Below are 19,133 nucleotides of genomic sequence, written 5' to 3'. Positions count from 1 at the left end.
GGAGGCGGCCCAGGGAAACAGACCAGCCGAAACGCTGATACTGCGCCCTGGGCCGACCTCACCTGGCCGGGGACGCATTGGATCAGGCCCGGCAGCGGGTTCAACGAGAGACCACCGGCCACCGAGGACGCTCTGGTGACCCCCTCTACGGTGCACGCAAGACCCTGCGCACCGGAGCGGACCTGCTCACCGAACCCCAGGAAAGGAAGCTGACCAGCGTGTTCGCCGCTGATGAGCACGTCGAAGTCGAAGCCACCTGGAGCGTGTATCAGAAGATCGTTGCCGCCTACCGGCACCCCTCTAAGAAAGACGGCAAGCAACTGCTGCAGCAGGTCATCACCTCGCTGCGCCGGGGTATCCCCGCCGAGCTGACAGAACTGAAGAAGCTGGGCCGAACCCTGAACAAGCGCGCCGGAGACATCCTGGCCTACTTCGATAGGCCCGGCACATCCAACGGCCCCACCGAAGCGATCAACGGCAGGCTCGAGCACCTGCGCGGCACCGCCCTGGGATTCCGGAACCTGACCAACTACATCACCAGAGCACTGCTGGACACCGGAGGATTCAGACCCCTACTACACCCTCATCTGCGATGAGCCGTTTTAGCAAGGAATAGGCCGCCTCCAATTACTCGCAAAGCGCTTTACCCCATCTAATGGAAAGGTCACCGGTTCAAATCCGGTAGGAGGCTCCACAAACTCGCTCCGGTCCCTCTCTGGTCAGGGGCCGCAACGGTGAGCCTGACTCCTTGAAATGAGGAAGTGGCTGAGGCAGCGCAATTCCGCCGAGACGGGCCGCCGATGCATGCACGGCAGGGTTGGCAATCCAATTGCGACCACCCTCCACCCCTTTTTGGGTGAAGCAGTACGGCGCAAAGAACGCCTAAGATAGATGATCATCATCAATTCCACCTGCTGAGGGGCAGAAATGAATATCACTGCTAGGCCGTCAGGCCCCCCGGATTGAGGAAAAGTAAACGCTCTTGCTGCGGTTGCCTCCTGATCATCATTGTCTTCCTCGCCGTACTGGGTGGCATCGCCAATGCTCTCAGCGACGGCGACAACGAGCCAGCGCAGTCTGCCTCGACACCCACCGCCGTTCCTGTGCCGACGGGAATTGAAAGTGAAGAGCCAGTAGTCGAGGAGTCGGAAGAGGAAGCGCCCACCAAGGAAGCGGAAACAGAACCTGAATCCCCCTCGCCTTCCCCAACCCCCGATCCTCCCCCGCCGGCAGCGGAGGATGATGACGCTGTTCACACAGCGGTGGTGACGCGCATCGTCGACGGTGACACTGTCGAGCTGGACAATAGCGACATTGTCCGTCTGCTGGGGATGGATACCCCTGAGCGGGGCGAATGCCACTTCGACACGGCAACGGAGCGAATGAGTGAGCTGGTGCTCAACGAGACTGTGACCTTGACGCGTGATGGGGACGACGCCGACCACTACGGGAGAATCCTTCGCTACATCGACGTGGACGGGACAGACGCCGGTCTGACCCTCATCGAGGAAGGCCTCGCCGTGTCCCGGTACGACTCACGCGATGGCTATGGATTCCACTCTCGAGAACCTGACTACATTGCGGCCGACGACGGAACTGTGATGCAGACTTGCGCGCCAGTCCCCGTTCCTGACCCGCCTGAAGGGGAGAACTGCGACCCGAACTACACTCCATGCGTGCCCCCGTATCCGCCGAACATCAATTGCAGCGACATTGACTTCGCAGTTGAAGTCATCGGCTCAGATCCCCACGGACTGGACGGTGACGGTGACGGCATCGGATGTGAGGGAAACCGCTAGATTCTTGTCTTCGGGTGCTGACCCCAGCAATGCAGTTAGCATAAGATCGATATTAAAAGTCGCTGTCTCTGATCCTAGAATCAATTCAGATCCGAAACAGCCTAAGTCAATAGCCTCGTCACCACTGTCCCTGCAAAGTATCCGGATCCGGGATCTGAGCTCCGGTGGAGACCGAATCCGAGACTGCGGTCAGTCCGGGAATTCAAGGAGTAACGCATGTCGAACCCCCTCGATCTCAGCCCGACCCAGCCCCCTGAGCAGGACAGTCCGCTGATTTTGGAACCGCCGACTCCTGTGGCAGAGGTGACGGTGCATGAACCCGAAAAAGTCGGCGGCATGATTCTCGTCGACAGTGATGAGAAGCAGAAGCATGCCGACACTGCCGAAAGGTTCCTTGACGACCTGTTGGAGACTCCGCTGCACAGTCCGGAGTTTGAGACCAAACTGGCCCAATTGACCCGCTTGGGCGAAGGCACCATGCAACAAGCTGGCGCCGCATCCAACCGCATGCTCAAGAGGCCGGCCTCGGCCCTGGCAGCATCCGGCGCTGACCCGGCGTCGCGCACCGGCAACACTTTGGTGGAACTGCGTCAGATAGTGACGGAATTGGACCCGAAACGTCATGATCTGACCGGGAGCAAACGCATTCTGAAGTTTCTCCCGGGAGGAAGCGCCATTCAACGATATTTCATGAAGTACGAGTCCGCGCAGGACCAACTTGATGCCATCACCAAGGCGCTCAAAGGCGGTCAGGATGAACTCCGTCAGGACAACGCTGCAATCCAGACGGAACGCGACTCACTGTGGGCCGCGATGGGGCAGCTGGCGAACTATGCCGTCCTCGCAAGCGCCCTGGGAGAGGGACTGGAGCAACGTATCGCGACACTCCGCAATCAGGGAAAGACCGACGACGCTGCCACGTTGGAAGGGGATGCCCTCTTCTACGTCCGTCAGCGCCATCAGGATCTGATGACGCAGATGGCGGTCTCCATTCAGGGCTACCTGGCTCTTGATGTGGTCAAGAAAAACAATACAGAGCTGATCAAAGGCGTCGATCGTGCACTCGGTACGACCCTCGGAGCGTTGCGCGTCGCTGTGGTCGTCTCGCAGGCGCTGGCGCAGCAAAAGATCGTGCTGGCCCAAATCGACGCCCTCAATTCCACCACGGCGGACATGATTGTCTCCACTTCGGAGCTGCTCAAGACCCAAGGGGTTGCAGTTCACCAGAATGCGGCCAAGGCCACCATCGACCCGGCTAAGCTGCAACAAGCCTTTGACAACGTATTCCAAGCAATGGACGAAATCGATAGGTTCAAAGTCGAAGCCGCCCAATCGATGAAGCAGACTATCCAGGTTCTCGAGGGACAGGTCAGCCGATCCCGACAACAGCTGGAGCGCAGTCACGCCTCCGATGCCACCACACGATCGCAGAAGGGCTGACTGTGTCTCGACTTACCTTTGGAAACATTGTCAAACTTGGGCTTGCCCTCTTCTTCTTCATCTTCGCCAGCTTCTATGTGCTCATCATCGGAGTGGCGGCGAAGAACAAGCGAGTCATCGTTGAGGGCGCAATCTACGCAGCCATGTTCTCACTCGCGATGGTGCTCACCTGGGCCGAGTCACTGGCGGCCCTTCTGGGGCTTTTGTCCCTGGGCGCCTCCGCCGTGCGGAGCTTCATGCTGCGTGACCTGTGGCTGCCCAAGCGAAACCGTGGCGCACCCCAGCAGTTCGACCCGGTTCGGCCCCAGCCACCCATCCAACCTCCAGCCCAGCAGTCCCAAGCGCCCGCTCCGATCGCTCCCGTGAAAGACGACCTTTCGCCGTCCCTGGCGTGGGTCAGCTCCCATGCTAAACAGAACAAACACCGGCTCCCGGCCGACTCTTATGTCACCATCCTAGAAACCTGCCACACACTGGACGCAGTAATCGACGCCGAGAGACGTCAACCAACCGCGGACGCCACGTTCGAGTACGAATTAACCGCGATGGTTCGCGAATACCTGCCGAGCGTTGTACAGGGTTACCTCGCCGTTCCCGGCGCCATGGCGAACGACAAGCAACCCAACGGCAAAACACCTAACGAAGAACTAGCCGACCAGCTGCAACTCCTTTCTGGACAAGCTGATTCTCTGCACGCCAGTCGTCACAGCCATACCTCCGCGGAGCTGACAACTACGGGGAATTTTCTGCGACAGCGGTTCGGGCACCACCAACGGGACGGATTCGACTTCGGGATTGGATAGTCCTGAGCTGTCCTCGCCCGAACGACGCTCGCGGCACAGGCGCATGTCACGTGACACGGCTCTATCGCTTTCGCACTGCCGCGAACGCTTCCACATGCCAGAATTGCCGTCATGGTCAGTGAGGTCCCTCCACCTCAAGACGGTGAGCTTTTGTTTGAGACGAGCCGGCTGCTGCTGAGGCCTTGGCGAGTGGCCGAGGCCGGGGTCATGCGTGAGCTGTGGACCGAAAGGGATCCACGAGTACCGCCCCATCGTCGTATAGATGCAGAGGGCCATCCGACCGTGACGGAACTTGGAGATTCGATCCGGACAAACCAGCCGTCGTCGGTCGGGCTGCTTGCGATCGAACGGAAGGTCGACCGGGATGTCATCGGCTATTGCGGACTCGTCGACAGCGGACGCGGCTCGGAAGGCGAGCCGGAGCTGGCCTTCGAGCTGCTGCGCCGAACCTGGGGTCATGGATACGCGACAGAGGCTGCCTGGGTGATCATCGACTGGGCGAGAGCATGTGGGTATCAACATCTTTGGGCCACTGTGTGGGATTGGAATGTCGCCTCTCGTCGCGTCCTGTCCAAGGTCGGATTCACGGAAACCGGTCGTACGGAGGTCGACGCCGCCCGCGGGACTACCCTGTTCACCAGGAAAAAACTGGCCCCGGTCCAAGGGGGCCTGGGTCACTGCGGTGGCTAAGTTCTCTCAGCCGTGCGCTCATCCAAGTAGAACTGAACATCCTCTAAGCCCCAACACTCGACATTTTCGATATCAGGAAGATCGGTGTCCGTGAAGACAGGCTGCAGCCCCTGGCGGCGCTGGTCTTCGTAGTGTCGCAGCAGTTTCAGCGCCGTCGGGGCGAGGATCGTGATGACCACCAGGTTGAACAGGGCGATCACGACCATGGCCACCCCTGCAATTGCCCACGCGAGGTCCACCTCAATGGTGGCCCCGACAAAGACCACTCCGGTCAGCACCACTGCAAAGACCTTCCGGAACCTCTCCGAGTCGGAGAAGAAGAGAACGTTGGCCTCCCCGTACGAGTAGTTACCAAGAATGGAGGTGAAGGCCACCAGGAAGATGATCACTGCCAGGGCCACTGCACCGAAGAGTCCGAAGGCCTCCTCCAAAGCACCCTGGGTCAGTTCAGCCCCGACATTCGCGTCTGCACCGACGGGGTCTGAATATGTCACCAGGACGATGAACGCCGTGATCGAGCAGATCAGCCAGGTATCGAAGTACACCCCGAGCGTCTGCACGAGCCCCTGTTTCACGGGGTGGGAGACATCTGCAGTGGCCGCCACGTTCGGCACAGAACCCATACCGGCTTCATTGGAGAGCATGCCGCGCTGGACTCCGGCCACGATCATGGCCCCGAAGGCGCCACCTGCAGCCGCCTGGAAGTCAAAGGCTTCACCAAAGATGGCTGCCACCGCGCCGGGCAACTGGTCGATATTGACGATGACAACCGCAATGCCGAGCACCAGGTAGAGCATGGCCATCAGCGGGACCACGTTCTGGGCGACCTGCGCCACCTTACGCAGCCCCCCGAAGATCACCACGATGCCGGTCAGGATGACCAGGAGGACTGCCAGCGCCCAGGTCAGGGGGCCGACGTCAGCCATTCCGGCAGTCTCCGCGGCTCCAGTGACAGTGTCAACAATGGTGTTGGCCTGCAGGGAGGTGAAGCTGAGGGCGAAGCAGAAGATGAAAACGACGGCGAAAGCCATCCCCAATGAACGTGAGCCGAGCCCTCGTTGGATGTAGTAGGCCGGCCCGCCCTTGAAAGTGTCGAACCGGCGCGTCTTATACAGCTGGGCGAGTGTGGATTCCACGAAGCTGGCTGACGCAGTGAACAGCGCCATGACCCACATCCAAAAGACGGCGCCGGCGCCGCCCATTGCAATCGCTCCTGAAACGCCGGCGATGTTGCCGGTGCCCACCCGAGCCGAAGCCGTCACGGCAAAAGCCTGGAAGGCTGAGAGAGAGCGGGTACGGCCACCGGAGTCTCGTTGCGCTCGCTGGGTGATCGACCGGAACATATTCGGTATATGCCGCAGCTGGACTAACCGTGTACGCACCATCAAGTACACCGCGACCACGGTGATGACAGGAATGCCTACGAACTGCCAGGCAGGATCCTCCACGGCCTCCAGCATCTCCACTAACGAATCCATCTCACGCCCCTATAGTCGGTTCCGCCCCAGGTCAGGTTGTCAGAGCACTCTATCGAAGGTCTGTGGCGTGTTCATCTACCTATTGTCGGATGGACGTCATGCGCCTGCGTCCCGGCCCATCGGCCTCTTAGACTTCTGCCATGTATCTGACACTGCAGTTCCATCCTGATTGGCCGTATGAGGACGGCCTGGTCATCGAGTCGATGGTGCGCGACGGCAGATATCGTTCTCAGTTTGAGACCGGGATCAGCAACGGCGGGCTGACCGCTTATCCCCACGGTGAACGCTGGCGGTGGGAGAGCCGCCTCTTCAAGGGCAGGTATGACGCTCGTGATCCCGCCTCTCGGCCCGTCTATGGCGCTTGGAACAGGAACGACGACGTCTACGGCGGCTCGCCTCGCTTCGACTCCGCGTATTTTCGGCTCCGCTGCACATGACTATCTGGACGACTACGTTGAAGCGCATGTCCATTCGGGTCTCAACTTCACCGACGATGTTGAGGCAGTCGTGCTCGACCCCTGCCACCGAACCGGATTCGTTGCCGAGGCTGCGGAGAGACTTGGATGTGCCGTGGATTTCCATCCTGGTTTCAGACTCTGCACCTCATCTCTCGATGCGCGTTTTCGCGGCACTGAACCGGTCGCACTCGCCCAGCGGCTCGGTGAGGTCATCACGCCCGTGCCGTAGGGCGTGCGGCTCGCAGTGGGGAGTACGATCCACAGACCGTGAAACGGGTCTGGCACCTGCTCGCCCGCTTCGGTCGGAAAGCAACCTCGACTCAATGAATGTGGCCACTCCCCACTGGCGAGACAGCAGGACCATGAACCACTTACGTCTGAATGAAGCCAGTTCCCATACCGATAATCACGAACACAGAAATGACAACCATGCCACCTGCACCGAAACGATTGCGGCGCCCCTTCGGGTCGTGGTACGTCCTCCGAAATGGCTTGGGGAGACGCATCTTCTCGTCGTACCGCTTGTTGATTTCGTGGACTTTTTCGTAGTTCAGGAAGATGAAGAGACCTAAACACCCCGCTGCCAGTGGCAGGAGCATGTACCACGAAAAGTCGAACGACATTGCGCCAGCCTACGGGAGTCGACCCCCAGGTCGACTAGAAGAGATCCCAGCCAAAAGTCCGCGACGCAGCGAAGAACAGGAAAAAGATGCCTATGAGCGGAGCAAATATGGCCGGCAAGAATAGAAAGGAACCATCGCCGAACGAGTCCTTGGGATCTCCGCGGAACAATGGGTTGCTCCTGTGTATGACGTTGTAGGCCTGATCTCGGTATTTGAACAGCAGTACCCCTCCCACAATCGCACCTACCCCTGCCACCCACAAGATCCATATCGGCTCATCCATATACGGACCCTATCGACAGTCCGCCAATACCTGCGAGGCCCGGGGGCAAGACACCAGCAGCGGCGCCAAAGTCTCAGAGTACGACGCCGTCCGATATAGCCTGGGTCGATCGTGGGAAGTTCAACGGCATCTGCGTCAACAGGGAGGAATCGACTATGGCGTTTCAGAAGGGTCAGACAGTCAGCTGGAATACCAGTCAGGGAAAGACGTACGGCAAGGTGGTTTCTAAACACACCGAGGACCTCACCTTCAAGGGACAGACATTCCGGGCATCAGATGAGGATCCTGTCTACGTAGTGGAGTCCGAGAAGACCGGATCCCAGGCCGCTCACCACGAGGGCGCCCTCGACAACGACAGCCGCTGAACGGTGCACGCCACCGAAGCCGACAATTCAAACCATTAGGCCCCCGGGTACTGGTGGTCCTTCAGGTGCCGGGCCAGGTGCGCTGCATTGGCCGACAGTGTTGAGATCGTCGCCCGGACTGCCTCCGGGGTCTCGGTCAGGTCCTTGTAGTCTTTGGGGTTCATCGCTTCGTGGTTCCAGTACGTTGCGCCCTGCGCGGGGATGGTGAACCCAATGTCGTTGAGACCTTGGAACGTGTCGGCGATGATCTTGTGCGCCCCGTCTTCGTTGCCGACCACGGCCGCGACCGCGACTTTGCCGAACATCGCAGGCCGGCCCTGATCGTCAGTGCGGGAGATCTCTGCATCGAGCCGTTCCAGGACCCGCTGGGCGACACTGGATATATGCCCCACCCACGTGGGGGTAGCGAAGACCAAAATGTCGGCGTCGCGGATGTGTTGGGCGATGCCGGGCCACTGGTCGCCGTGGCCCATATCGGCTTCGACACCCGGGCGCACGTCATAGTCCACCACCCGAATGGTCTGCCCCGAGATCCCGTGACCGGAGAGCTCGTTCAGTATCTGTGCGCTGATGACATCTGTGCTGGAATCCCCTGGGCTGGGTTTGAGGGTACAGTTCAGCGCCACTGCCGTGAGGTCTTGGTTCATGGTGGGACGCTACTGCTTGTCCAGGACCGCTGACAAGGTCCTATGGCTGTGAAGCCCCGGCCCGTCACCGTTGACGCTGTCAGGTCGCGGTCCTTAGGCTCAGTGAGACGGACCCCTGACATGGGGTTTCTGTCGACAGAGCAACAGGAGGCTCACCATGGATGTATGCGATACCTGCGGCAATTCCTACGACTCCCCGATGACAATCACCCAAAACGGGTCCAGCGGTGTCTTTGACAGCTTTGAATGCGCTATCCACGCGATGGCTCCGTCCTGCGGGACCTGCAGCGTCAGAATCATCGGCCATGGCCGGAAATCTGATGGCGTCGTCTACTGCTGCGACCACTGCATCCCCGGGTGAGGTGACAACCGAGATCACGGAACGACGACGGCACGCCCCCGCAGCTCGCCGTCGTGCAGTTTGCGGTAGGCCTCCGGGCCGTCGTGGAGGCTGAAGCGCTCGGTCTCGACGGTCACCTGACCGGTACGCGCCAACTCGAAGACTTCCATGAGTTCTGGTCGTGTGCCCCAGTAAGGTGCGCGCACTCGTGAGCCGAATGGCTGCCCCAGCAGTCCCACAGTCCGCTCAACCGCCCCGGCTCCTACGAGGACCATGTCGGTCCGGGGGCCACTGAGCGCGTACACGATGTCGAGGACCTTGTCGTTGGTCACGAAGTCGAAGACGGCTGCTGCTGGACCGGGACCGACTTCCTCGGCGATGCGCTGTGCCGCGTTCTCATCGGAGAGGAACGCGTGGTGGGCTCCCACTTCGCGTGCGAACTCGAGCTTGCTCTCACTGACATCCAGTGCCACCACCGTGGCTGACGTCATGGCGCGCAGCATCTGGACGGCGACGTGGCCCAGCCCGCCCACGCCGATGACTACGGCAACGCTGCCGGGCACCAGGAACTCCATGGAGCCTTTCACCGCGTGGTAGGGTGTCAATCCCGCGTCCGTCAGCGCCACGTTCTCGACCGGATCCAAGTCTCCCAGCGGAATCAGCAGGCGGGGATCTCGGACAATCATGTACTCGGCCATCGCGCCGTCGGTTCCGAGGCCCGGCGGGGTGATGCCCATGGCGGCAGCGTGGGGGCAGTAGTTCTCGCTGCCCTCAGCGCAGGGCTTGCAACGCCCGCACCCCTGGGGTCCGTAGACGGCGACCGATTCGCCAAGCTCCACTGCCCTGACGCCGTCACCGAGCGCGTCGACGACGCCTACACCTTCGTGTCCCAGGGTCATGGGGAGGGGGTATCCGAAGGCGGTGTACTGCTCTTCGCTGAGGCCCATCACGAAGCTGTCTGAATGGCACGCCCCCGCTGCTGTGACCTTCAGCCGAACCTCGCCGGGCCCTGGCTCTGGGGTGGGGACTTCCCGAACCTCTGGAGCCTTTCCTACCTCGACATATTGAAGCGCCTTCATACCCGGTCCTCCTTGCATTGCGCTCCAGAGTCTGCTGCGCCGGAGCGGCGTTGAGATGCTGTCTGCGGACATTTTGTATCTTGTCACCGTGGCGGCAGGTATGACAACGGTGAGCTGCTCACTGGGTCCTCGGCCATGCGCCCGCCTGTGCGCCTCTGGTTCTAGGCGTGCGAGCTGCGTCCCACCGCGAACCACAGGCTACATATGGGCCCTTTGGTCAGGTGGCCCAGGCCCGGCAGTGGAGGGTCCAGTTCAGTAGCGCTGCGGCGGTCGCCCCTGCCCGCGGCGGCGCTGCTGGACCATCCGGATCACGGTTCGGGCGACGCGCATGAGGATGACACGGATAATCATGAGCGAACTGTACCGCAACTGTCCTGTCGGAACGGGGCCTGTCAGCATGGTCAGGCGTTCTTTCCATTCAACCTCCAGCGTCGCGCGTGAGGATGATCCTATGAACCACTTGGTCGATCAGCGGCCACCCCCGGACCCACCAACCATGCAGCGGTGGGTGAAACGGCGCGGCCTCGAGATCCTGGGCTGGACGCTGGTGGTAGCTGGAGCCGCGGGTCTGGTTCTGCCCGGCCCCGGCTTGTTGCTGTTGGCCTCTGGTCTGGCCGTCCTGGCAACTCGTTACGCGTGGGCGCGGCGTCGACTGGTTCCGGTCAAGGCCCGAGCCCGGCGCCTGGCCGCACAGGGAGTGAGCACCTGGCCGAAGGTCGTGCTCAGCACGCTGGGTGCGCTCTGCCTGACAGCACTGGGGGTCGTGTGGGGAATTCGGCCCGAGGCGCCTGGGTGGTGGCCGCTGGCTGATGGCTGGTGGCTAGTCGGCGGCTGGGGCGCTGGAGCCACACTGATCTTCTCTGGGGTCCTCGCACTGGTGCTGATCGTCTATTCCTTCCGCCGTTTTCGCTGAGAACGACGACGCCGCCCGCCGCCGGGTCAGGGGGTCAGCACCAGTTTGCCGATCGCCTCACCACGAGCCAGCATCCGGTGGGATTCGGCGGCGTCCTTCATAGGCAGCACGGTGTGCACCACAGGTTTGACCCGCCCGTCGGCGACCATGGGCCATACGTTCTCGGTCACGGCAGTGACGATCTCGGCCTTCTCAGAGGCGGGACGTCCGCGCAGCGTGGTCGCCGAGACGTGGAGCCGACGCTTGAGCATCCGGCCCAAGTCCAGCTCGGCATCGCGCAGCCCGCCCTGTGCGCCGATGATGACCAGGTGTCCGTTGAATGCCAGCGACTTCAGGTTCGGCGTCAGGTAGGGCGCTCCGATGATGTCGAGGATGGCGTTCACCCCGGCGCCGTCGGTCTCTTCCTTGATGCGTTGTGCGAAGTCCTCTTCGCGGTAATTGATGACGACGCTGGCACCCAGTTCCTCTGCCGCGTCGAGTTTTTCTGGGCTTCCGGCGGTGGTGAACACGCGTGCACCCAGGGCGTGCGCCCATTGGATGGCGTGGGTGCCGATCCCGCTGCCTCCTCCGTGCACCAGGAAGGACTCCCCCGGCTGGAGACCGGCGACCACCCCGATGTTCGAGTAGACGGTGCAGGCTGCTTCCGGGAGTGCAGCGGCGCTGACCAGGTCGAGGTTCTCCGGCACCGGCAGAAGCTGCGTGGCAGGAACGGCGACGCGTTCGGCGTATCCTCCGCCGATGAGCAGAGCGGCCACGTGCTGGCCCTCTTCCCACCCGGTCACGCCCTTACCCAGTGCGACGATCCTGCCGGAGCACTCCAGACCAAGGATGTCGGAGGCACCCGACGGTACGGGGTAGTTCCCCTTGCGCTGCAACAGGTCCGCGTTGTTCACACCCGCTGCGGCGACCTCAATCAGCACCTCGCCGGGTCCGGGCTCCACATCAGGAACCTCGCTCCAGCTCAGAACGGCTTCATCTCCGGGGGCATCGAATGTAATGGCTCGCATGGACTACAGACTAGTCCTCTAGACCCGTGAGCCTTTACACCCCATTCCTAGTTCGAGTGGTAGGCCCACTCGGAAGTCTGCATCTCCAGGCTGGACTTGCCGTGGAGCATCATGTTGTAGTGCTGTTCGTGTCGCGTAGCTTCAAAAACTCGACGGAACACATTCAGATAGGTGTTCTGCGTGAGTGTGCTGGGTGTGTAGTGCAGGTCTTCCACCGCTTCATGTGAACCCTCGTTGGACCATTTGAACAGCGCGTTGTAGACGAACCTCTCAGGCTCAGTGAACTGAAGTTGGATATCGCCGTCCCAAATTCCCCCGCCCCAAATACGGAAGTATGTCTCCAAGATTCGACGCATTACATTCTGGAGTCCGACAAGACTAATTGCATCAGTGCTTTCAGTCGCCCTCCGAACTTCGCCCCAGAGTCGCTGATAGTCAGTCTTGATGGGATTATCGTCGTGTTTTTCAATTGCACTCTTTCCATTTTGAACCTTTCGGATCACCAAGTATGCACGGCGACCATTGTTGTCGCGGCTTCCCTCGTAAGTCACATCCCTATAGAAGTAGACGTTGTGGGTCAACAGGATTATCTGGCCGAGACGGCCGTCGGGCTTCCAGGCTCTACTCATCAGTTTGCGAATTAGGGCACTGACGATGAACAGAATGTCACTGTCGAGACTGGAGATAGGGTCATCGATGACAGCCAGGAATTTGCTAGTGCCGTCCTCGTCGTCGAGACGTCCTTCAAGCCAGTGGTAGTAGTAGAGAAAAGCGATAAACGTGCGCTCACCCTCGCTGAGAGAATTCTGCTTTACCTCTCCCGACTCACGCGCAAGCTTGTAGCCATTAGCAAACTCATCAGATTCCACAAGATGGAACGAGGTAAATCCAGAGCTGGAAAGCAGGGCATTGATCTTATTGATCACTGGACGGGTTGACTCAACATCCTGCTGGAGCTCCTTAACTTGGTCCGCGAGCTCCTCTAGCCGTTTCTTGCCTTGCCCTACCTTTTGATTGAGTGATTCAACCGCCTTGTCGCACGCTGCCTCTACACCTCGATATGCTGCTATGTCGGCTACAGCTATGCGATGCGCAAGGTACTTCCAGCACCGATCTTGAAGTTTCGGACGTTCTTGCTTCCGAGACTTAATTAGGTCATTGTGCTTATCGATACCCTGGTTTGCTTCCTCGAGGATACGGTTGAGGTCTGCGATTGCTGGCTCGAGGGACATCCAAGCGATCGGCTCTGACGGCGTGCCCTGCTTCTTCAACAGGGCGGCGGAGTTCTCAGAGAGAACCCGCTGTAGCTCCGTCTTGGCCTCTGCATATTTGGCCTGATCCAGATACAGAGCGGCCTCCGGGTATGCCGACTTGATGGTCTTTAGCCCCTCACTCCACTGTTCGAACCCCTCTACAAACTCACGAACAGACGAAACTTTAGCCTTATACGTCTCGTCGAACACTTCTGCGAGATGAGTCGCAAAGGACTCAAGTGTCGGTTGCTGACAGAACGGGCAACGGCCGTCTGAGTACTCCAGGTACTTCTGGCCGTGTGCGACCCAGTCACTGTTTCCTAGTTTTTCGATCAGCTCACTGAGTGTGACCTTGTCGCTGCCAACGAGCCGCTCCCCCAATTCTTTGAACCCACGCCGCTGGTCCGCCGAGAAGTCTTCGAGCAATGGAAGCCAAGAAACTTCCTGAGCGCTTTCATACAACACAGCTGCTGCCTCAGTCACGAGAACAGATAACTCAGGAGGCTCGCCTGACTCTTCCAGAGAAGGAACGAGCAAGAGCTTTTCCGCCAGCTTGTCCTTGCTGTTACCGACACCACCGGCAGCCCCAACAAAGGCAGGCTTCAAGGACGTCTCATCCTTGATAAGCTGCTGCATCTTCTTCCATACTTCTTTCTTGAGTGTTTCGCGAGCCTCTTCCTTTTCTGTAGCCTTATCATCGCGTGACTTAGTTACGGTTGCCAGTTGATTCTCAGCGGCTTGACGCTCACCACCTTCGCCCTCGATCTCGTCGAGGCGCTTTTGTGCGTCACCACTTCGCTCGCCTAGAACGAATACACCGGGTATACGCGAAGACTCGGATAGAAACCGATCGATGAAGTCCCGGTTATAGACACGGGGCGTCATCTCCAGGCTGTTACTCCACTGACAGTTCATGGACAAGGAGTCATATCCTGCAAAAGCGCGGCTGATCGTGGTCTTGCCTGAACCATTCTGACCGAAGATGAAGGTAACCGGCTCGAGCGGTCCAAGCTCAGCTGGTTCTGCACCAAAACACGCGCCTCCAGTGATTTCGACGTTCTCGAGCACCAGACTTCCCCCTAGCTGTTCCTCGCGCTTTGACTAACAAAAATGTTAATCACCATTCACCTCCTGTCGCTGAACCAGTTCCTGGAGTGCGGCGTCGTATTCGAAGTCGACGATGCCGCCCGAGGTGATGAGCTCGATAGCACGGTCAATGACGGGTAGCGGTACCGCGTACCACTCAGAGGGTTCGTAGCGACGGCCGTCTTTGCCGACCTGACTGACGTTGAGTTTCACATCCGAGAACACGCGGTGCAGCAGGTGCTCCAGCGCGGAGGTTTTCAGGTTGTAGGTGCGGTAGCTAGCCACAACCTCTACCGGGGCCATCAGGTAGGTGGGCTCCTTCTCGGCACCAGCGATGCGCTTTTCCACAGGGCCGCGGGAGAACCCGATCTTGTAGAGGTTCTCGATGCCGCTGATCTGCGGGTCATCGCTGAGTGAGCGCAGTACGTAGATGAATCCTGTGGCCTGGTCATCAGGCAGGATCTCTCCGTGATTGGCATCGACCACCGCGAATCCTTCTTGCTCATAGAGACGCCCGGCCAGTGAGCGGCGGTAGAGGCTGGATTCGGTGCCGTTTTCGAAGATGGTCCGGGTGCGCTGCTTATATCGGACTCGCTTGCCCGGTACGGGTTGTTTCTCGCCTAGCTCGGCGACGAAGAGCATCAGGCCTGAGAGGACGAAGAAGGCTCCCGGTTCGATGCTGGATTCTCCACCGAATGGCACGAGCTTGGCCTGGCCGTTGCGGAGTTCTTCGTGTTTCTGCGCGAACAGTGGCTCGAACTCCTTGAAGTCCTCGCTCTTGATCCGCTGGGCTACCTCTTCAGGGTCAGTCCGTTGCGCCCGTGGCGGGGTCGGCAGGCTGCTGGTGTCGAGGATCCCGGAAGTATCTTCCAGCAGGTCAGCACCATCGGAGTCCAGCAGTTCATCGAGGGACTCTGGTGCTTCCGGCACCTCGAGCAGTCCGAACTCGTCTAGATGTTTGAGCGCCTGGATCTTCTCGTCGTTAGCCAGGATGCCGTCCAGCCTGGCTCCGAGCTTGCGTTCGGCGATCTCGCGTGTGGTTGAGCTCGGGATGCGCTGGTGTTCGCGGTAGAACTCCACGATCTCCAGGAATGACCGTTCGAGCCGGTCGCTGGAGGTGACTTTGGCGGGTTTCTTCGGTGCATCCAGTAGTCCGGCGTCGTCGGAGGCAAGGATGCTGTCGAGGTCGAGTTTTTCGCTCATGGCTACTGTGCCCCTCCTTGGGCTTCGCGTTCCCGCTTCAGCTTCTGCAGGAACAACAATGCCTCAGCCAAGCGACGCTCTGTCTGGTCCTCGCTGCGCAAGTCCGGACGGCGCCTGTTGACCTTGTGGAACTGCTGGATCTTCGGCCACAGTGCCACGGCTTCCTCTTCGGTCATCTGGATCCGGTTCGAGGAGATGGTGTCCTGGATAATCCGTAGAACCCCAGGAGTCACTGATTTCGACATCACCTCGAACGCCCGCTGGAACGGGTTGACCGAGTCGATGAGATTGATGTTGAGCTCTTCGATGTTGACGAACTTGTCCTGCATCTTGATGAAACGCTTATCGCCAACATTCTTGACTTCACCGTTCTTCACCACCGAGTCCACCACCACTTGCTGGCGGAGCTCCTCGACCTGAGACTCATCCAAGTCCGGGTAGCGGTCACGGATAATCTTCGGGATCAGCACCTTGTTGGTGGTCTCAGGGTCAGCGTTGGCCGCAGCCTGCTTCACGAAGGTCTCATCCTGCAGCACCGTGGCCTTCAGATCGTTGAGGTCCGTAGCGACGATCTGTTTCACTCGGTCCGAGGACGGCTCCTTGAACCCCTTGATCTGCAACTCACCCGGCTTCGGTGCGTCATCGTTGCCGGTCTTAGCCTTGAACGTGAAGTTCGGCGCCAGCACCTGCTCCATCAACAGGGAGGCCGTGATGGCTTTGAGCATGTTGTTCACCGAGATCTTGACCTCATCGGAGGTCGCATCCGGCTGCGCAATCAGATTGGTGAACTGTGCATGCTGCTTACCCGGACTATCTCGCGTTACCCGCCCAATAATCTGGATCACTTCTGTCAGCGAGGCGCGGTAGCCCACAGTCAGTGCGTGCTCGGCGAAGGGCCAGTCGAAGCCCTCTTTCGCCATCCCCAGGGCGATGATGACATCTACTGCATCCCGGTCCTTCGAGGCCACAGTGCTCAAGTAGTGCAGGGTCTCGGCACGGGCCAGCTGATCCATGTCGTCGACCAAGTCAGCTACGCGCAGCATCTCGCCGTTATCTTTGCGGCGGACCTGCAAGATGCCGGTGTCTTCTTCCTGGCTGACCACCTCACCGATGGCATCCAGAATGAACCCGACCTCTTCGATCTTGTCCTTGGTGGACTCACCACTGTTGACGTTCGGGATATGCAGGATGGTCTTCTTATTCAGGTCCAGGATCTCGTGGATCGCACTGGTGTAGCGCCCCTGGTAGAAGTGATGCCCAATCCCCAGGGACTTCAGGTGCTCGTACCCGTTGAGCTGGTCGTAGTAGTTGAACGTCACCGGGGTGAACTTCGCCTCATCCCCTGGTGAGAGCACCGGTACCGAGTCCCCGCGGAAGTATGAACCGGTCATCGCGACAATATGGGCATCCGAGTTGGCCATCACGCCCTTGAGCAGCTCACCCAGCCGGTTGCTGCCAGTGTCCGAGGAGACATGGTGGAACTCGTCAATGGCCAACACTGTGCCGTTGAACGCGCCTGCTGGCAGCTTCTCGTAGGCGAACCGCAGCGTCGCATGGGTACAGACCAGTGTGGCGTCGGGGCCGTTGAGGAAGTCAATGAATTGATCCACCTTGCCAGCAGACGATCCCGGGGTGCAGAGATTGTGTTCGTCCTTGATCTCCCAATCAGCGAAGAACCCGTGCCGCGTCAGCTGCGTGTTCGCGAACGAGCCGCCGATAGAGCGTTCCGGCACCGCCACGATGACCTTCTGCCGCCCCTGGTTATACAGCTTGTCCAGCCCCACGAACATCAAAGCGCGGGACTTACCTGAAGCAGGCGGAGCCTTCACCAACAGATACTGCGCAGCCCGCTGGGCATAGACCCGCTGCTGCATCTCCCGCATCCCCAACGCATCAGTATTGACGCTGTTACCGGTCTGCGCGTACTCAACGTTGACGACATTCACTGGCTTCTTCACTGCACTCATTTGGCCTCCTCCTTCGCTGTCATCTCCTCATACAGACGGAAGAGGTACGGCAGCCGATCCTCATCCAGCTCGAAGCCGCTCTTCTTATAGATCCGATCCACCAGATCATCCAGCTCCTGATGCGCCTCCCGCAGATCCCCAGGCATCTTCTCAGGATCGTATAGCTCGGCCAGAGTTTTTTCGGAGTGGTATTCACGGACATCAAGCACCCGGAACGCGGCTTCAGTCAGAGCTTCCCTGGACACACCTGAAATCCCAGGAATCGGAAAAGTGTTGTAGACCAACGTTGCGGCGTATCTGTAGTCCTTTTTGAGACGGCCGCCAGCAGCGCGCATCCAGGTCATATGCATACGGGAGGTGAGAAGAGCAAAGACCCAGGGTTGTGCGTCGTAGATGGCGTTGGCTGCGTTGGATATAACCACATTTTTGTCTAGATAGCCCATGGGAACGTATTCACGACGCTCTGACGACACGCTGGGGACGATAATCGACTCAGTGGGCTTATATCTCACTTCAGCGAACCGCCAAGGCGTGTCAGCCTGCAGCTTGGTGGCCTTCTTCTTGCTTTCGGCACGCATCTCACGGACACGTTCGACCCGGGCCTCGATCTCAGGCAGATGGGCATAGGACTCATAGTCACTTTGGGTGTCGAACCACAAGGCGTATCGCATGGTCCCCTTGATGTAGTCCTCCGCACCCACATAGCCTCGGATGACCGGCTCCAGTTCTGGATGGAGCTCCACCAGACCGATCTTCTCTGACTCTTCCAAGATCAGGTTTCCTTTATCTACTGCTTTCGACCCGAACAGCATTGGTGGGAGCACTTGAGCAAGCGGTCGCGAACGTTTCGTGACGATTACGTCGTTGGCATCAGCGAGATAGGCATTAATCTGCTTGGCTTCGCTCCTGATTCCATCAACGAATAGGTACCTTGGATCGCGCGATCGAGGACGCAGCCCAATAACAACCACTGTCACACCCGCGTTCTTCTTGGCGTTGTTCTCCCATTTGAATGAAGTGTGCGCGAATCCAATTTCTAGGCCCAAGTTGAAGACCTGTGGCCATAACATAGCAACCTGCTGACCCTGGCAGACAGAGTTCGTCGACACGAAAGACAGTTGAGCTGCGGATCCTGTTATGTAGCGCGCTCCTTTAATGAACCAGAGGGCAACATAGTCAAGGTTCTTTTCGTATGACCCGGTCCCGAAAAAGGTCCTGAAATCGTCTTTGTGCTGTTCTTCTTGCACAGAGGAACCCAGATATGGCGGATTGCTGATCAGGTAAATCTCGTCAGTACCGTTGTTCGCGCAGACTGAGTTCCAGTCGACGCGTGTGGCGTTGCCCTGGTGGACTTGTCCGGCTTCTTTCAGCGGGATCAGGGGAAGGTCGATGCCGAACTTCTCGCGGAACTCTACGTTCATCTGGTGTTTGGCGATCCACATCGACAGGATCGCGACCTCGGTGGCGAACGGGTCAATCTCGATGCCGTAGAAGTTCTCGATGTTGATCCATGAGCCCAGCAGCTCTCGCTGCGTCTGACCGCTGAGTTCGCCGATTCGCTCGAGAATCGCGTGTTCGAGCTTGCGGAGTTCCTTGTACGCGATGACCAGGAAGTTGCCAGAACCGCAGGCCGTTATGTGTACTGTCTGGAGGTGTCTCATGTACCCACTGACAGAACACCTGGAGAGGTATGCACCTT

General features: G+C 59.3%; 18 protein-coding genes and 1 pseudogene. 9 read left to right on the top strand and 10 right to left on the bottom strand.

The genetic code is table 11. The features are described from left to right. Window positions 1-62 precede the first annotated feature (62 nt). From FEF26_RS13735 to FEF26_RS13715, 5 genes and pseudogenes are all read left to right on the top strand, one after another. Window positions 63-596 (top strand): annotated as a pseudogene (locus FEF26_RS13735) (transposase); the annotation flags it as partial. Window positions 597-962: 366 nt separating this feature from the next. Then, on the top strand, window positions 963-1,799 hold the full coding sequence (locus FEF26_RS13730; RefSeq protein WP_138254110.1) for a thermonuclease family protein: 837 nt from the start codon (window positions 963-965) through the stop codon (window positions 1,797-1,799). Between the two features lie 216 nt (window positions 1,800-2,015). Continuing rightward, window positions 2,016-3,239 (top strand): toxic anion resistance protein, encoded by a 1,224-nt coding sequence (locus FEF26_RS13725; protein WP_138254109.1) that lies wholly within the window; start codon window positions 2,016-2,018, stop codon window positions 3,237-3,239. 2 nt (window positions 3,240-3,241) lie between these two features. Continuing rightward, a complete protein-coding gene (locus FEF26_RS13720; RefSeq protein ID WP_138254108.1) occupies window positions 3,242-4,042 on the top strand; it encodes a hypothetical protein in 801 nt (266 codons plus the stop codon). A gap of 111 nt (window positions 4,043-4,153) precedes the next feature. Further along, entirely contained in the window at window positions 4,154-4,732 is a 579-nt protein-coding gene (locus FEF26_RS13715) for a GNAT family N-acetyltransferase (RefSeq protein ID WP_138254107.1), read from the top strand. On the opposite strand, the gene FEF26_RS13710 is transcribed toward FEF26_RS13715, so the two are convergent. Further along, on the bottom strand, window positions 4,729-6,210 hold the full coding sequence (locus FEF26_RS13710) for an alanine/glycine:cation symporter family protein (RefSeq protein WP_138254106.1): 1,482 nt from the start codon (window positions 6,208-6,210) through the stop codon (window positions 4,729-4,731). The genes FEF26_RS13715 and FEF26_RS13710 overlap by 4 nt on opposite strands. 140 nt (window positions 6,211-6,350) lie before the next feature. On the opposite strand from FEF26_RS13710, the gene FEF26_RS16150 reads away from it, so the two are divergent. Both FEF26_RS16150 and FEF26_RS16145 read left to right on the top strand, forming a co-directional pair. Further along, window positions 6,351-6,647, top strand: a complete 297-nt coding sequence (locus FEF26_RS16150; protein WP_341805153.1) for a DUF3626 domain-containing protein — start codon at window positions 6,351-6,353, stop codon at window positions 6,645-6,647. After that, window positions 6,532-6,897, top strand: coding sequence for a DUF3626 domain-containing protein (locus FEF26_RS16145; RefSeq protein ID WP_341805152.1), 366 nt, complete (start codon window positions 6,532-6,534; stop codon window positions 6,895-6,897). Before FEF26_RS16150 ends, FEF26_RS16145 begins: the two co-directional genes overlap by 116 nt. A gap of 142 nt (window positions 6,898-7,039) precedes the next feature. On the opposite strand, the gene FEF26_RS13700 is transcribed toward FEF26_RS16145, so the two are convergent. Continuing rightward, a complete protein-coding gene (locus FEF26_RS13700) occupies window positions 7,040-7,291 on the bottom strand; it encodes a hypothetical protein (RefSeq protein WP_138254105.1) in 252 nt (83 codons plus the stop codon). A 34-nt stretch (window positions 7,292-7,325) separates the two neighbouring features. Beyond that, window positions 7,326-7,574, bottom strand: coding sequence for a hypothetical protein (locus FEF26_RS13695; RefSeq protein WP_138254104.1), 249 nt, complete (start codon window positions 7,572-7,574; stop codon window positions 7,326-7,328). A 155-nt stretch (window positions 7,575-7,729) separates the two neighbouring features. Here FEF26_RS13695 and FEF26_RS13690 point away from each other — a divergent pair, with 155 nt between their 5' ends. After that, window positions 7,730-7,939: a hypervirulence associated TUDOR domain-containing protein gene (locus FEF26_RS13690; protein ID WP_138254103.1), complete on the top strand. Its 210-nt coding sequence runs from the start codon at window positions 7,730-7,732 to the stop codon at window positions 7,937-7,939. A 35-nt stretch (window positions 7,940-7,974) separates the two neighbouring features. Here FEF26_RS13690 and FEF26_RS13685 read toward each other — a convergent pair whose 3' ends face one another. Then, on the bottom strand, window positions 7,975-8,586 hold the full coding sequence (locus tag FEF26_RS13685; protein WP_138254102.1) for a flavodoxin family protein: 612 nt from the start codon (window positions 8,584-8,586) through the stop codon (window positions 7,975-7,977). Between the two features lie 375 nt (window positions 8,587-8,961). Next, complete coding sequence (locus FEF26_RS13675; RefSeq protein WP_138254100.1) at window positions 8,962-10,005, bottom strand: NAD(P)-dependent alcohol dehydrogenase; 1,044 nt, start codon at window positions 10,003-10,005, stop codon at window positions 8,962-8,964. A gap of 451 nt (window positions 10,006-10,456) precedes the next feature. Here FEF26_RS13675 and FEF26_RS13670 point away from each other — a divergent pair, with 451 nt between their 5' ends. After that, a complete protein-coding gene (locus FEF26_RS13670; RefSeq protein WP_243730598.1) occupies window positions 10,457-10,918 on the top strand; it encodes a DUF4381 domain-containing protein in 462 nt (153 codons plus the stop codon). A 26-nt stretch (window positions 10,919-10,944) separates the two neighbouring features. Here FEF26_RS13670 and FEF26_RS13665 read toward each other — a convergent pair whose 3' ends face one another. The 5 genes from FEF26_RS13665 to FEF26_RS13645 are packed head-to-tail and all read right to left on the bottom strand — an operon-like array spanning window position 10,945 to window position 19,095. Beyond that, a complete protein-coding gene (locus tag FEF26_RS13665) occupies window positions 10,945-11,925 on the bottom strand; it encodes an NAD(P)H-quinone oxidoreductase (RefSeq protein ID WP_138254099.1) in 981 nt (326 codons plus the stop codon). Window positions 11,926-11,972: 47 nt separating this feature from the next. After that, the gene (locus FEF26_RS13660) at window positions 11,973-14,246 is read right to left on the bottom strand and encodes an AAA family ATPase (protein ID WP_166433046.1); all 2,274 of its coding nucleotides are present in this window, start codon (window positions 14,244-14,246) and stop codon (window positions 11,973-11,975) included. Between the two features lie 45 nt (window positions 14,247-14,291). After that, window positions 14,292-15,467, bottom strand: coding sequence for a GIY-YIG nuclease family protein (locus tag FEF26_RS13655; RefSeq protein WP_138254097.1), 1,176 nt, complete (start codon window positions 15,465-15,467; stop codon window positions 14,292-14,294). Between the two features lie 2 nt (window positions 15,468-15,469). Further along, on the bottom strand, window positions 15,470-17,434 hold the full coding sequence (locus FEF26_RS13650; RefSeq protein WP_138254096.1) for a DEAD/DEAH box helicase: 1,965 nt from the start codon (window positions 17,432-17,434) through the stop codon (window positions 15,470-15,472). Then, on the bottom strand, window positions 17,431-19,095 hold the full coding sequence (locus FEF26_RS13645; RefSeq protein ID WP_138254095.1) for a class I SAM-dependent DNA methyltransferase: 1,665 nt from the start codon (window positions 19,093-19,095) through the stop codon (window positions 17,431-17,433). Before FEF26_RS13645 ends, FEF26_RS13650 begins: the two co-directional genes overlap by 4 nt. Window positions 19,096-19,133 lie beyond the last annotated feature (38 nt).

The organism is Nesterenkonia salmonea, assembly GCF_005771525.1.
Taxonomy (GTDB): Bacteria; Actinomycetota; Actinomycetes; order Actinomycetales; family Micrococcaceae; genus Nesterenkonia; species Nesterenkonia salmonea.
The sequence above is the reverse complement of the archived record's forward strand: the minus strand, read 5'-3'. Positions and strand labels throughout refer to the sequence as shown.